This window comes from Kitasatospora sp. NPDC058243 (genome assembly GCF_042882025.1).
GTDB lineage: Bacteria > Actinomycetota > Actinomycetes > Streptomycetales > Streptomycetaceae > Kitasatospora.
Genome location: NZ_JBHVWW010000012.1, coordinates 102065 through 114890 on the forward strand (window position 1 = coordinate 102065; position 12826 = coordinate 114890).

Annotated in this window: 14 protein-coding genes and 2 pseudogenes; 7 read left to right on the forward strand and 9 right to left on the reverse strand. The window is 71.5% G+C overall.

The genetic code is table 11. The features are described from left to right. Nucleotides 1-49 precede the first annotated feature (49 nt). From ACFVX9_RS11455 to ACFVX9_RS11470, 4 genes and pseudogenes are all read right to left on the reverse strand, one after another. Nucleotides 50-1378, reverse strand: coding sequence for an esterase/lipase family protein (locus ACFVX9_RS11455; protein WP_387981418.1), 1329 nt, complete (start codon nucleotides 1376-1378; stop codon nucleotides 50-52). A gap of 132 nt (nucleotides 1379-1510) precedes the next feature. Next, nucleotides 1511-1972, reverse strand: coding sequence for a DUF397 domain-containing protein (locus tag ACFVX9_RS11460; RefSeq protein ID WP_387981420.1), 462 nt, complete (start codon nucleotides 1970-1972; stop codon nucleotides 1511-1513). 18 nt (nucleotides 1973-1990) lie between these two features. Beyond that, nucleotides 1991-2203, reverse strand: coding sequence for a DUF397 domain-containing protein (locus ACFVX9_RS11465; RefSeq protein WP_387981421.1), 213 nt, complete (start codon nucleotides 2201-2203; stop codon nucleotides 1991-1993). Nucleotides 2204-2237: 34 nt separating this feature from the next. After that, nucleotides 2238-3134, reverse strand: a pseudogene (locus ACFVX9_RS11470) (Scr1 family TA system antitoxin-like transcriptional regulator); the annotation flags it as partial. 61 nt (nucleotides 3135-3195) lie between these two features. On the opposite strand from ACFVX9_RS11470, the gene ACFVX9_RS11475 reads away from it, so the two are divergent. From ACFVX9_RS11475 to ACFVX9_RS11490, 4 genes and pseudogenes are all read left to right on the forward strand, one after another. Next, complete coding sequence (locus ACFVX9_RS11475; RefSeq protein ID WP_387981423.1) at nucleotides 3196-3654, forward strand: ATP-binding protein; 459 nt, start codon at nucleotides 3196-3198, stop codon at nucleotides 3652-3654. Nucleotides 3655-3668: 14 nt separating this feature from the next. After that, nucleotides 3669-4226, forward strand: coding sequence for a hypothetical protein (locus tag ACFVX9_RS11480; RefSeq protein WP_387981424.1), 558 nt, complete (start codon nucleotides 3669-3671; stop codon nucleotides 4224-4226). 275 nt (nucleotides 4227-4501) lie between these two features. After that, nucleotides 4502-4876, forward strand: a pseudogene (locus ACFVX9_RS11485) (IS982 family transposase); the annotation flags it as partial. A 21-nt stretch (nucleotides 4877-4897) separates the two neighbouring features. Beyond that, nucleotides 4898-5125 carry a hypothetical protein gene (locus tag ACFVX9_RS11490; protein WP_380379971.1) on the forward strand — a complete coding sequence of 76 codons (228 nt, stop codon included), beginning with the start codon at nucleotides 4898-4900 and terminating at the stop codon, nucleotides 5123-5125. A 19-nt stretch (nucleotides 5126-5144) separates the two neighbouring features. Here the strand turns inward: ACFVX9_RS11490 and ACFVX9_RS11495 are convergent, their stop codons facing one another. Then, nucleotides 5145-6146, reverse strand: a complete 1002-nt coding sequence (locus ACFVX9_RS11495; protein ID WP_380379974.1) for a hypothetical protein — start codon at nucleotides 6144-6146, stop codon at nucleotides 5145-5147. A gap of 138 nt (nucleotides 6147-6284) precedes the next feature. Then, nucleotides 6285-7205 (reverse strand): NAD-dependent epimerase/dehydratase family protein, encoded by a 921-nt coding sequence (locus ACFVX9_RS11500; protein ID WP_380379977.1) that lies wholly within the window; start codon nucleotides 7203-7205, stop codon nucleotides 6285-6287. Nucleotides 7206-7333: 128 nt separating this feature from the next. Between ACFVX9_RS11500 and ACFVX9_RS11505 the strand changes: the two genes are divergently transcribed. After that, nucleotides 7334-8050: a TetR/AcrR family transcriptional regulator gene (locus tag ACFVX9_RS11505; protein ID WP_063351429.1), complete on the forward strand. Its 717-nt coding sequence runs from the start codon at nucleotides 7334-7336 to the stop codon at nucleotides 8048-8050. A 252-nt stretch (nucleotides 8051-8302) separates the two neighbouring features. Next, nucleotides 8303-8821, forward strand: a complete 519-nt coding sequence (locus ACFVX9_RS11510) for a hypothetical protein (protein WP_380379980.1) — start codon at nucleotides 8303-8305, stop codon at nucleotides 8819-8821. 126 nt (nucleotides 8822-8947) lie between these two features. On the opposite strand, the gene ACFVX9_RS11515 is transcribed toward ACFVX9_RS11510, so the two are convergent. Beyond that, complete coding sequence (locus ACFVX9_RS11515; protein WP_380379983.1) at nucleotides 8948-9763, reverse strand: SDR family NAD(P)-dependent oxidoreductase; 816 nt, start codon at nucleotides 9761-9763, stop codon at nucleotides 8948-8950. Nucleotides 9764-9921: 158 nt separating this feature from the next. Next, nucleotides 9922-10452 (reverse strand): hypothetical protein, encoded by a 531-nt coding sequence (locus ACFVX9_RS11520; RefSeq protein ID WP_380379986.1) that lies wholly within the window; start codon nucleotides 10450-10452, stop codon nucleotides 9922-9924. Nucleotides 10453-10599: 147 nt separating this feature from the next. Between ACFVX9_RS11520 and ACFVX9_RS11525 the strand changes: the two genes are divergently transcribed. Beyond that, nucleotides 10600-11520, forward strand: coding sequence for a sigma-70 family RNA polymerase sigma factor (locus ACFVX9_RS11525; RefSeq protein ID WP_380379989.1), 921 nt, complete (start codon nucleotides 10600-10602; stop codon nucleotides 11518-11520). A 133-nt stretch (nucleotides 11521-11653) separates the two neighbouring features. Here the strand turns inward: ACFVX9_RS11525 and ACFVX9_RS11530 are convergent, their stop codons facing one another. Continuing rightward, nucleotides 11654-12229: a nucleosidase gene (locus ACFVX9_RS11530; RefSeq protein ID WP_244293463.1), complete on the reverse strand. Its 576-nt coding sequence runs from the start codon at nucleotides 12227-12229 to the stop codon at nucleotides 11654-11656. Between the last annotated feature and the right edge of the window lie 597 nt (nucleotides 12230-12826).

Consider the following 12826-nt stretch of genomic DNA (forward strand, 5'->3'; position numbering starts at 1 on the left):
TGGAATAGCTTAGCCCATCCGCGGGGGTGCTCCGAACCAGGTGGGAGGGTCAGGAGGCGAGCTGCTCGATGATCCAGTCGACCAGCACGCGGGAGACGTGGCTGTGCTCGGTGTTGGCGTCGTCGAACTTCACGGCGTTCAGGTGTCCGGCCTCCAGAGCGGCGTCGGTGATCGCGGCGGCCGGGTCGACGTCCCACTTCACCGGGTCGAAGGCCAGGGCCGCCGCGCTGACGGCCGGCACGAAGGTGCCGCTGCGGTAGTCCTCGGAGATCTTCGCCTTGAGCGCGTCCGCGACCTTGCCGAAGGAGTCCAGGGTGCCACCGGGCACGGCGTCCAGCGCCGGGACGTCGCTGGTGGTGCTGCGGCGCACGGCCAGGCCGAGGTGCATGCCGCCGATCCGCTGCTCCTCGCCCTTGTTCGGCTGGAAGCGGGCCGTGGCGCTGGCGATCAAGGCCTGCCAGTCGAACGCCACCTCGCCCGCCGGCAGCGGGAGACCGGCCCCGTCGCGGCGGCCGTTGGAGACTCCGAGCTTGCGCGGGATCTGCGGGAAGTTGCCGACCTGGTCGAGGTCGGCGAGGAACTCCTTGCGCAGGTCGCTGGAGGTGGCCACCGGGCCGGAGTACTTGGCGTTCTCGACCCACGCCCAGAGCAGCTGCTGAGCAGCGGGGCTGCGGATCAGTTCGGCCTGCTTGACGCCGTCCGGCCCGGCCGGGGTGTAGTCCTCGAAGAAGTACGCCATCTGCTGGAGGATCAGCGGGATCCAGGCGCCGTTGTGCGGGGAGTCGAAGGAGAGGTACGTCGCCGTCTCGTGGTCCACGGTTGCGGACTCCAGCTTGGCGAGCGCGTAGCGGGTGACGATGCCGCCCATGCTCACCCCGCCGACGGTCAGCCGCTCGTCGCCCTTGCGCTCCGCGACGGCCCGGAGGATGGCCGCGATCGCGACCTCGGCGTTGGCCTGGATGTGGGTGTGGCGCTCGGTGAAGCCGACCAGCACGATGTCGTAACCCCGGCTGAGCAGTTGGTCGAAGAGGCCCGGCCCGCCGTCGGCGGCGGTGCTGAAGTAGGCGAAGAGGCCGGGGAGGTCGCTCGGGCCGTAGTTGAAGCCGTCCGCGAAGACGAAGGGCTTCCGCAGGCCGAACTTCGGGTTGGCGTAGTAGACCGCCGCCTGCCCCGTCGCCACCTGCCCCTTGTACGGCGAACCGGTCAGCTCCCACGTCACGTCGGCATCGCGGCCGGCCCGCTCACCCGACAGCGCGTTGGTGAACCAGACGCCGGGCGAGATCGACTTGGCGATCTCCGCCAACTCGGCCTTGCTGGGCTCGGGCTGGCCCTCCTTGAGAGCCGTCAGAGCTACGTCGATACGGGCTTCTTGTGCCATGGGAGTACCGCCTCGGTCGATGCGAGCAGGTCATGTGCGCACAGTGATCGACCGTAGGGGTTCAGTTACTCGCGGCACCACCGACGCACCGGAACTGATCGAAATCGTTCGGGTGTGGCGGGGGATGACCGGTTAGAGCAGGAGCTCGCCGGCCCGGACAGCGGCGATGAAGGAGTCCCAGGAGGCGGCGGGGAAGACGAGGGCCGGGCCGTCGGGGTCCTTGGAGTCACGGACCGGGACGGCGTCGGGAAGGAACCCGGGGGCCACCTCGATGCAGTTGCCACCGTTGTCGCCGCTGTAGCTGCTCTTGCGCCAGGCGAGGGCCACCTCGACGCAATCGCCTCCATTGCTGCCGCTATAGCTGCTCTTACGCCAGGTCACCATCGCCAGCTCCTCGGAGGTCTTACGCCGGGAAGTCCTCCTCGCGGACTGCCCGCACGAGGCTTCCCAGGCGGCCTCAGGGAAAACAAGAGCCGGGCCGTACGGGTCCTTGGAGTCGCGCACCGGGACGGCGTCGGGAAGGAAGCCGGGGGCCACCTCGATGCAGTTGCCACCGTTGGTGCCGCTGTAGCTGCTCTTTCGCCAGGTCAACACAGCTGCCTCCTTGGAGACTTACGCCGGAAAATCGCCCTCACGGACGGCCGACACGAAGGCTTCCCAGGCGGCGGCCGGGAAAACGAGGGCCGGGCCGTGCGGGTCCTTGGAGTCACGCACTGGGACCGCGCCGGGAAGGAATCCGGGGGCTACCTCGATGCAGTTGCCGCCGTCGTTGCCGCTGTAGCTGCTCTTCCGCCAAGCGGCCGCGGCGAACTCGTTGCTCATCATCCCTGTAACCCTCCAGCGCATCGGCGATCAGCCGAAGCGAGTCGCTCTCTGACAGGCATTCGCCACGGAGCTGATCGAAGCGACGCTGATGCTTGGCCACACTGTCGGAATCACCGCTCAGATGCCCTCGCTCAAGGCTCTCCGAGTAGACCTTGCGCTCCCCGTCCGGCAGCTCCAGCAACACCATAGCCGTCTTGATGAGAGTCCGCTGGTTCGAGAACGGCATCACGTGGATGACGATGTTTCGAAGCTGAGCCACCCGCAGGAGATGCTCCATCTGGCACCTCATCACACCAGGTCCGCCTACAACCCTGCGGATGGCACTCTCATCAAGGATGACCAGCAACAACGGCCCGTCAGGCTCCAGAAAGCGGCTCTGCCGACTGAGTCGTGCCCGGGTCAGCTCCTCGATCTCCTCCGGGTTGCCCGCCGCATCACCAGTGGCGAACAGTGCGCGCGCGTACTGCCAGCACTGCAACAGGCCGTACATCACACCATCCTGGTACACCCGCATCCCGACGGAGATGGCCTCCACGTCCACGTACTCCTGAAACCAATCCGGGTGCTCGATCGACGCGTTCCAGTCGACCCGCCCGTACAGCCGCGTCAGCAGGTCGCCGGTGTTCAACAGCCGCTCGATCTCCTCGACTTCCTCGACCGACGGCTTCCGCTTCCCGCCCTCGGTCCGCGAGATCACCGTCCGGTCGCAGTGCAGGAGCTTGCTCAGCTCCTCCTGCGTGTAGCCCGCCGACTCACGCGCGTAGCGAACCTCCGCGCCGAACATGATCGCGGAGCTCGCCGTCGTCCCCCGCTTGACCTTCCGCTGTGTCATCGCTGCCCCCACTTGTGCGTCACACGCCCCACACGCCGATTTGGCGTCACCGTACCTCCGCAGCCCCGACCATTGACACCAGAACGCAATCATTTGCATGCACAGCGTGATTGCGCACTACCCTCGCGCTCCCCCATCCGCCCCCTTGAGGTGCCCCGCCATGCTCAAAATCCGTACCGCCCACCGCCCCCGCCCGTTCGCGGCCCGCCTGGAATCCCGCACCGAATCCACCCCCATCGCACGGCAGTTGCTCCGCGCCTACCTCGCCGCGCTCCCCACCGGCGACCGCTACTCCGACACCGCCGAACTCCTCCTCGGCGAACTCTTCGCCAACGCCGTCCAACACACCGCCGACGCCCCCACCGACCGCCTCATCGAAGTCCGCTTCGCCCTCACCGGCGACCACCGCCTGCGCCTCGAAGTCCACGACGCCGGCACCGGCCGACCCTCCCTCCACACCCCCACACCCGACGACGAACACGGACGCGGCGTCCTCCTCGTCAACGAACTCGCCGAGAAGTGGGGCTGCTGCCCCCGCGCCGGCGGCGTCGGCAAGTTCGTCTGGGCCCTGTGCGCCCCCGCACCCGCCCCCACGCCCGCCACCTTCCTCACTGTCTGAACAAGGTGCCCACCATGCGACTCCCCTTGACCGCCCGGCACCTGTTCGACACCGGTTCCACCCCCGCCGACACCTACGCCACCCTCGCCCGCCACACCCGCGAACCCCTCCGATCCGCCCGCGCCGTCTGCACCGCCCTCGGCATCCCCGCCGCCGAAACCCAACGCCGCCTCGACGACTGCTACGACGCCCTCCTCGCCACACCCCGCCCCGGCACCGAGAACGACACCGGCGAACTCCTCGAAGCCCTCGGCGTCTTCGACATCCCCAAAACCCCCGACAACCGCGACCTCGCCGTCATCGAACTCCTCACCACCGCCATCGCCGCCCACGGCAGCATCCGCGCCGGCCACCAACACGGCCTCACCCGCTGGTTCACCACCGGCAACCTCACCACCGCCTACCTCTCCCTCACCACCACCCACCCCCACCCCACCACCGGCAACCCCACCCACTACTGGACCACCCTCACCACCGCCGGCGAACTCCTCACCACCACCCCCACCCCCGACCCCCGCCTCAAACCCGCCCTCACCCACTGCCGCACCCAAGCCCGAGCCGCACGTTCCTGACGAAGCGGGCTGTGGCTTCACGTCCCACCGCCCCAACTCGTCCGAGACGCCCCATCGGAGAGATCCGACAGGCCGCCGCAGCCCAACTCGCTTGCGCCCCGGCAGACATCCCGCCAATGTCCACCCGCCGACCGCCCAATGAGCATCTTCCAGCCTGAAATGGCCGGCCGCCCGGGTACGTATCTCGTTCACCAGGGTCAGGGCCTGCCACCAGGGCCGCAGTGGCCTGATTCTGCCTAGATGAATGATGCCAAGGGCTCGCTGGCGCGCATGACATGAAGCGAGGGAGTCCAGAGATCGGCATCGCGCCCCGGCTCAGTGATGCCGAGCTGGTCACCCTCCCCGTGATGCGAGCCCTTCTCGGCTTCACCTCCGAGCGCCGGTGGATCCGCCACGCCGATGCCCACCTGCGTCATCCCTTCCCGTACCTGCTCGGGCAGTCGGGCTACAACCGGCGGTTGCGCAAGGCCGCCGACCTGATCGCACAGGTCAACCGACTGCTGGCGACCGACACCTCGCTGTGGACCGACACCGTGTGGGTCGTCGACTCCACACTGGTGGAGTGCGGGCGCTCCCGCGAGACGGCCAAGCGCTCCGACCTGGCCAGATGGGCCGAGTACGGCTACTGCGCCAGCCACTCCCGGTTCTTCTGAGGCCTGCGCCTGCACCTGGTGTGCACCCTGCACGGGCTGCCCGTCGCCTTCGCGCGGCGGTGGCGCGCGCGGGGACTGCTGGCCGAGTTCCACGACCGGATGGGGGGCATGGTCCGCGAGGACGCCGGCCGCGACCCGGAGCCGACCGCCGCGGTGATCGACGCGCGGTGCCTGCGCGCGGCGGCCACGGTGCCGGCGTCCTCACGCGGATACGACGGCGCGAAGAAGGTCCCCGGGCGCAGGTGACGGTGGGCTCGGCGTTCGGTTAGTCCGCGGCGACGCGGGTGCAGCGCGGCTCGACCGGGCGGCCGGTCATGCCGGCGCTGCTGTGCGGCGCCGGTGGCACATGGTGGTGCCGGGCGACCGCCACAACGGACGCCACCATGCCAACGGCCAGCAGGGCCACGGCCGTCAGGGTCGCACCGTCGGGGTGGACGAGCGACTGGCCGCGCAGCGCTTGCCAGGTCAGGACCGCCAGCACGCCCGCGTAGGTCCCGGTCGCCACCAGGACCAGGCGCAGGCGCGTCCGCTCGTCGGCCAACCGCGGGAACCTGCGGGACAGTGTGATCAGCAGCCAGGCGAAGAGCGGGATGGCCTGCAGCGCGTGCATGCCGACGAAGTGGGGGATGCGCAGGTCGCCGCCGGTGCTGCTCCAGCCGGTGATGGCGATGCCGGGCGAGTCGTCGGCGACGCCGACGCTGTGTGCCCCCACGATGCCCACGGCGGCCCCGCTGCGCATGGCACCGAGTTGGGCAGGGGTCGGGCTGGTCATGAGGAAGCCGAATGCCATGCCCACCAGTGCGAGGAGCAGGCCGAGCCGGACGGACCAGGTGGCCGCGCGGTCCCCGGTCCGCTCGCGGAACAACCTGGCCGCGATGCCGAGGTTGGCCAGCCACAAGGTGACGATCGAGGCGGCCATCGCGAACCAGAGGCCGGCGTCCAGCGGTGTGGCGACGTTGAAGTGGCTCTGCCTGCCGCGGAGCACCTGGCCAACGACGACCACCATCTCGATCACGTTGGCGGCGGCAATCGTCGTCCCGAGCCACCAGACCCAGCGGGGGGCCGTGCGGCCCAGGGACAGCATCCACGCGAGGGTCACCGAATAGATCGCGATGGAGAGGGAGAACTTGAAGGGCTTCAGCCAGATCGGCTCCCCGACCAGGATCCGGTCGTCGACCGCGAGGCCGACGGCGGATGCCAGGGCGAGGGCCGCCATGGCAGCGGCGAGCAGTACCAGCGGGCGGTGCCAGAGGCGGATCGTCATCATTTCCTCGGAGAGTGGACTGCACGGCGTTGCTCTACGCCACGCTGTGCTCGGAGTTGATTCACTGAACGCGGCTTCGGCCCGCTCCTGACTTCGCCGCAGGGTCTGCACAGCCCGACAGCCGATGCCGCGCACGTGGCGCTACCGGCTGAGCCGCGCCCGCCACCACTCGACGGTTGCCCCCAGCGCCTCGTCGATCGGGGTCGACACCTCGCCGAAGGTCGCGGTGTACGCCTGGGAGTCGAGCACGAACGGCCGGTCGAACTGGTACTGCACCTCCCGCAGTTCCCCGAGCGTGGGGTTGACCAGGCCGACCAGGTGGAGTGGCCACCAAGGAATCCGGCCGACCCTGGCCGGCGGCAGACCCGCCAGCCGGCACAGGTGCCGGACCGCCTCCCGGGTCGACAGCGGCGGGGCGGTGGGAACGTGCCAGGCGCGTCCCCACGCCCGCTCGTCGGTACCAAGCCGTACGAGCGCACGGGCGATGTCGGGGACATAGGTGAAGCTGTGCGGTGCGTCCGGGTTGCCGATCAGCCTGACTGCACGGCCGGCCAGGAGCGCGGGCATCATCCGCTGGGCGAGGTGGCCGGCCTCGGTGACGCCGGGCCCGAAGAAGTCCGAGGCGCGCGCCTCCGCGACGCGGATCCGGCCGGCCTGGTGCCGGGCCAACGCGTCGCGCCACATGCCGATGCGGACCCGGGCCTTGGTGCCGGTGCCTGCGAGCGGCAGGTCCTCCGTGATGGGGGCGTCGACGGGGCCGTAGCCGTACAGGTTGCCCATCGTCACCAGCACCGAGCCGGCGGCCTCGGCCGCGTCGAGGAGGGCGTTCGAGATCGGCGGCCAGTCGGTGGGCCACCGGTGGTACAGCGGGCTCGCGCAGTTGTAGATCACCTCGGCGCCCTTGGTGGCTTGCCGGAGTGACGCCGTGTCAGTGACGTCGAGCGCCGTACTCCCGTCGCCGCCGGAGCGACTCAGGACGACGACCTCGTGCCCCTGTTCGTCGAGCAGTCGCGCCGTGGTGGCGCCGACGGGGCCCTTGCCGATGACGATGTGCCGTGCCATGCAGGTCCTCCTGGAGAATTGAGAGAGCAGTGCTCTCTTCGTTGAGGAGTGTTCGCGCAGTGGCGGGGAGAAGTCAAGAGCAGTGCTCTCTCTTGTGTGCACTGCTCTCGAATGAGAGGATGAACGGCATGACGGCATCGCAGACCGCGCGGCAGCTGGCCCGCGCCGAGCTCACTCGCGCGATCAAGGAAGCCGCCACTCGCCAGCTCGCCGAGACCGGGGCGGCCGCACTGTCGCTCCGCGCGGTGGCGCGTGACCTGGGCCTGGCCTCCTCGGCGCTGTACCGCTACTTCCCCAGCCGGGACGCACTGCTCACCGCGCTGATCATCGACGCGTTCAACGCGGTCGGAGCGGCCGCGGAGTCAGGGGCGGCGTCCGCCGCTCCCGCCGATCCGGGCGCCCGGTGGCTTGCCGCATGCCGGGCGGTCCGCCAGTGGGCCCTGGCCCACCCGCACGAGTTCGCCCTGGTCTACGGCTCGCCCGTCCCCGGCTACCAGGCCCCCACCGACACGGTCGACCCCGCCACCCGGGTCACCCGCCTGATGGCCGGTCTCGTCGTCGAGGCACACGCCTCGGGCCTCCTGCGACCCCCCACGCAGCCGCTCCCCGGGCCGAGGCTCGTCGCCCAGCAGGTGCTCGACAGCGCGGGAGGGGCACCGGCCGAACCGTACGCGGACCTGGTGGAACGGTCGCTCACCCTGTGGATCTCCCTGATCGGCACGATCAGCTTCGAGCTGTTCGGTCACCTGAACGAGGTGATCACGGACTACCCCGCGTACTTCGACGCCGCCATGACCATTGCCGCCGAGGCAATCGGGCTCGATGTCCTGTCGCCTCCTGCGTGACACTCCACTACCAGCGGCCTGGTCCGGCACCCGCGGTGGACACCGGCATGGCCCATCACGAGGACGGCGGGCAACAGGGCCTGCGGCGGGCGCGCTCCTCGCGGACCGCGCCCGCCCCACTGGCGCAAGCCCCACCGACCGGGTACCGGTGGGGCCCGGGCGCCGAGCGGGAATTCACTCGTTCGCAGGCATGTCGCGGCGGTCTACTGGTGAACCAACAACCTTTTTTCGCCGATCAGTTGGGGGAATTCCGTGTTCCGCAGCAGCGAGCCGCGCAAGTTCCACATCCCCACCGACCGTGAGACCGCCGAGGAGTGGGGCGGGCGGATCGCCGTCCTGCGCGACGTGCCGCCCGAGTGGTTCGTCCTCCTCGGGCGGATGGGCAGCGACGGCTACCTCTGCCACGTCGACCTGAACTACCACCTGGACCGCGAGCTCGTCGCGATCGTCCAGACCTCCCGGCCCGTCCCCGACGGTTTCCGGGTGAAGTCCCTGACCACCCCCGGATCGCAGCTCTTCAACTTCCTCGGCAACTCCGGCCGCATCGACCCGCGCCATCACCTGGGCCCGCTCGACCCCGAATCCATCAGCGCCGGCGAGATCCACCTGGACGGCGAGCCCGTCCCCGTCGAGATCCACCACAGCCACGGCTGCCGCAGCGCCCTGCTCCCCCGCCTCCCCGGCCAGGAGGGCTACGCGATCGTCACCGCACCCGACGAGCGCTGGGCGTCCGTCCTCGATCTGGCTCTTCAGCCCCCGTCAGCATTCTGACGCTGCCTCAAAACATCATCCCAAGGTGGGGTTTGACTCAATGAACCCCACCTTCCGTGCCGAGAAGCGAACGGGGTGGCGGCGCTGAGGGCTGCCACCCCGCCGACTTCTCGGCGCCCCGAGGGATCACGCGGGCGGGATCGGGCCGAGGTAGGTGCCGCCGGAGGCGTCGATGGTCTGGCCGGTCACCCAGCGGCCCTGCGGGCCCGCCAGGAAGCCCACCACGTCCGCGACGTCCTCCGGCTGGCCGATCCGGCCGAGTGCGGTGATCGATTCGAGCCCGGCCATCGCCTCGGGGACACCCGTCCACTGGGACGTCATGTCGGTGAGGATCACCCCGGGGTTGACGGTGTTCACGGTGATCCCGCGTCGGCCGAGCTCGTTGGCGAGCGGAGCGGCGAGGGCCACCAGCGCCGTCTTGCTGACGGTGTAGCCGATCTGGACCGGGGAGCCGATCCGGGCGGCCGCCGAGGCCACGTTGACGATCCGGCCTCCGTCCCGCAGCAGCGGAATCGCCCGCTGGATCACGAAGATCGGCGTGCGCACGTTGATCGCCATCAACCGGTCGAACTCCTCCTCCGTGAGCTGCCCGATCGACCCGGCCAGGTGGATGCCCGCGTTGTTGACCAGGATGTCCAGGCCGGACCCGCCGTCCCCACCGACCTCGCCGTCCCCACCCTGCTCGCCGTGCTCCGCCAGCCCGGCGGCGAGGCCCTCGAACAGCTGGTCCAGCGCACCGCTCTCGCCGAACCGGGCCCGCACCGCGAACGCCCGGCCGCCGGCCTTGGCGATCAGCTCCACGGTCTCCGCGGCGGCCGCCTCGTTGCCGCCGTAGTGGACCGCGACCAGTGCCCCGTCGGCGGCGAGCCGCTGCGCCACCGCCCGCCCGATCCCGCGCGAGCCGCCCGTCACCAGCGCCGTCCTGCCGTCCAGTTCGCCCACGATCGCCTCTTCCCTCGCGCCGCCCCCGGTCGGATCCGGGGCCGGTCTCCCGCCGTCACGACCCGATGCCGGACAACCCTTCATGTATGCCCGGGGCCGGAGAGCTGATGCCGCCCGCACGCACGACCACCCGCACGACCAACCACTCGACCACCCGCTCAGGCCTGGAACAGCGGCTCGTAGGCGCCGCCCTCCTCGGCGTTGAGCAGCACGTACGCGGGCCCGAGCCCGAGCGCGACCTCCCGCAGCCGGGCCAACGCCGCAGCCACGCCCGGGACTTCGAGGCCGAGCGCGGCGGCGGCCGCGTCCCGCTCCGCGTACAGGCCGGGCTCGTCCTCCAGATACTCCTCGGCGGCCTCCGCGCTCTCCTCCACCGTCAGCCGCGGGCAGTCCCGCCACCACGGCACCGCCAGCAGCAGCCGGACCAGCTCCGGCAGCCCGACGGCCAGCACCGCCGCGCCGCCCTCCGAGTCGGCGTACAGGACGGGACGCTCCTCGCCGCCCTCCCCGCACAGGAAGAAGGTGCCGCCCGCGCCGTCCTTGGCCACCGGCTCCAGGGCCTCCCCGGAGGCGAGCACCACCTCCTCGACGTGCGGGTAGTGGTCGAGGCTGAGGTCGCCCGGCCAGGCCAGGAAGTCGAGGGCGGCGGGGTTGGCGCGGATCGCGTCGAGCAGCGGGGTCGTCGGCATGGCCGCCAGCCTAGGACGCCCTGGTGACACCCACCCCGCCACCCGTCGTCTCCGACTCGCCCCGGGTGGGGAGTTGATCTCTACGGCGCAGCCGTTGTTGGGTGGCTCCTGTTGCTCTGACCCCCAGCGGCGAAGGAATGTGACACGGTGGACGAGAAATTACCTCCGGACGAGCGGGCCGCACTGTTCGAGGCGCAGCGGCCCCGGCTGCGGGCCGTGGCGTACCGGATGCTCGGCTCGGTGAGCGAGGCCGAGGACGCCGTCCACGAGGCCTGGCTGCGCTACGACCGCACCGACACCTCCGACGTGCAGAACCTCCCCGGCTGGCTGACCACGGTGGTCTCGCGGGTCTGCCTCAACCTGCTGCGCGGCCGGGAGCTGCGCCGCGAGGAGCCGCCGGAGGCCGAGGCGGGTGATCCTGGCCCGGCGCGCATCCCGGACCCGCTGCTGCGGCGCGAGGGGGTGGCCGACCCCGGGCAGGAGGTGCTGCTCGGGGACTCGGTGGGCCTGGCGCTGATGGTGGTGCTGGAGTCGCTGGCCCCGGCCGAGCGGATCGCCTTCGTGCTGCACGACCTGTTCGCGGTGCCGTTCGCCGAGATCGCCCCGCTGATCGAGCGGACGGCGGCCGCGACCCGCCAGCTGGCCGACCGGGCCCGCCGCCGGGTTCAGGACCAGGCGCCGGCGCCCGACCCGGACCCGGGCCGTCAGCGGGCCGCCGTGGACGCCTTCTTCGCGGCCGCCCGCGCCGGCGACCTGGGCGCGCTGGTGGCCGTGCTCGCCCCGGGCGTGGTGCTGCGCTCGGACGGCGGCGCGGTGCGGGCCCGGCACCCGGTGGTGCTGACGGGCGCGGCCGCGGTGGCCGACCAGCCGGTGCTGTGGGGCGGGCTGTCGCCGTTCGCCCGCCCGGCGCTGGTCAACGGCGCCGCGGGCGCGGTGGCGATCGGCGAGGGCGGCCGGCCACTGTCGGTCATGGCGTTCACCGTGGTGGACGGCGCGATCGCGGCGATCGAGGTGCTCACCGATCCGGAGCGGCTGGCGGCGCTTGACCTCTCGGCGTTCCGCGACTGAACGCGGCGGGCGAGGTTCCGCGACTGAACGCGGCGGACGAGGTTCCGCGACTGAACGCGGCGGGCGAGAGGGAGGCCGGCCGCCCTCTCACCCGCCCGCGCCGGTCGGCGCCGCACGTCCTCGGGACGCGCCGTCACCAGCCCTGCGCGACGACCCAGTCGGCGAGGTGGCGGGCGCACGCGTCGACCGACTCGCGCCAGGTGTGGCTCGCGCCCTCGCCGGCCTCGTCGCTGACGTGCTTGACCAGGCGCACCGGCACCCCGAAGCGGTGGGCGACGGCGGCGACGGCGTAGCCCTCCATGTCGACCAGGTCGGCGTGCTCGGCGAGCCGGTCGCGGGCCGCCGGGTCGGAGACGAAGAGGTCGCCGGTGGCCAGCACCGGCCCGTCGCCCTTGCCGACCACCAGCGGGGCGCCGTAGCTACGGCCGGTGAGCGCCAGCAGGGCCGGGGTGTCGAGGTCGTGCTGGATGACCTGGACGACGTGGTGGGTGCCCTCCCAGCCGGGGCGCAGCGCGCCGGCCGTGCCGAGGTTGATCACCTCGGACGGCTTCTCGCCCTGGGCGAGGACGGTGGCCAGCGCGGCGGTGGCGTTGATCTTCCCTATTCCGGTGAGCAGGACGGGCAGCCGGTCGTCGAGGTGGGCGGCTTCCTCGCGCACGGCGACGACGAGCAGCGGGCGGTCGGGCGTGATCGTTCCAAGCAGGCGCATGCTGCCCATCGTACGGAGGGTGTCCGCCGAAACCAGGTGCACCGACCGCGCCGGGAACGGTGGCGTCACGGCGGGATCGCCCCCCGCAGCCGGCCCCGGGGTCCGGCCTCGACTACCTGCGCGCCGACGCCGCGATCGGACCGGGGTCAGTCCTCGACTCGCCGCGTGCCGCCGCCGCAACCGGACCTCGCCGCTCCGGCCTGTCGGAGGAACCGCATAGGGTGCATCCCGCGTCGGACGGTTCACCGCCGGCCGCCGGGCAGCGGGGCCCCGGGGGCGTGCGGGAGGCGTGCGCGGCGCGTGCAGGGCAAGCTCAAGATCGGCGCAATTCGGGTATGGCCAGGGGGAGTCACGGCCATACTGCTGGCATCGGCCGGGCCCCGGACAGCGGGCCCGACCCCTGGGGAGGATGAGGCGGGTGGCAACACCAGTAGGTAACGGCGCACCGGGCGCCGTGGTCCCGGCACGGCCGAGCGGCCCGCCGGGCACGGCACCGGCCGTGCCGGGTGTCCGGGGCGTCCCGGCGTCCAGACCCGGCGCCGTGGACGGGCCGGGGTGGCTGGGGGGGGGGCCTGTACGAGGGCGGAGCCGTTCGTG

What these genes read in the sequence shown, in the direction of transcription:
- ACFVX9_RS11455 (WP_387981418.1), bottom strand. Translation starts at nt 1,378, where the DNA reads ATGGCACAAGAAGCCCGTATCGACGTAGCTCTGACGGCTCTCAAGGAG.
- ACFVX9_RS11465 (WP_387981421.1), bottom strand. Translation starts at nt 2,203, where the DNA reads ATGATGAGCAACGAGTTCGCCGCGGCCGCTTGGCGGAAGAGCAGCTAC.
- ACFVX9_RS11475 (WP_387981423.1), top strand. Translation starts at nt 3,196, where the DNA reads ATGCTCAAAATCCGTACCGCCCACCGCCCCCGCCCGTTCGCGGCCCGC.
- ACFVX9_RS11480 (WP_387981424.1), top strand. Translation starts at nt 3,669, where the DNA reads ATGCGACTCCCCTTGACCGCCCGGCACCTGTTCGACACCGGTTCCACC.
- ACFVX9_RS11495 (WP_380379974.1), bottom strand. Translation starts at nt 6,146, where the DNA reads ATGATGACGATCCGCCTCTGGCACCGCCCGCTGGTACTGCTCGCCGCT.
- ACFVX9_RS11500 (WP_380379977.1), bottom strand. Translation starts at nt 7,205, where the DNA reads ATGGCACGGCACATCGTCATCGGCAAGGGCCCCGTCGGCGCCACCACG.
- ACFVX9_RS11505 (WP_063351429.1), top strand. Translation starts at nt 7,334, where the DNA reads ATGACGGCATCGCAGACCGCGCGGCAGCTGGCCCGCGCCGAGCTCACT.
- ACFVX9_RS11520 (WP_380379986.1), bottom strand. Translation starts at nt 10,452, where the DNA reads ATGCCGACGACCCCGCTGCTCGACGCGATCCGCGCCAACCCCGCCGCC.
- ACFVX9_RS11530 (WP_244293463.1), bottom strand. Translation starts at nt 12,229, where the DNA reads ATGCGCCTGCTTGGAACGATCACGCCCGACCGCCCGCTGCTCGTCGTC.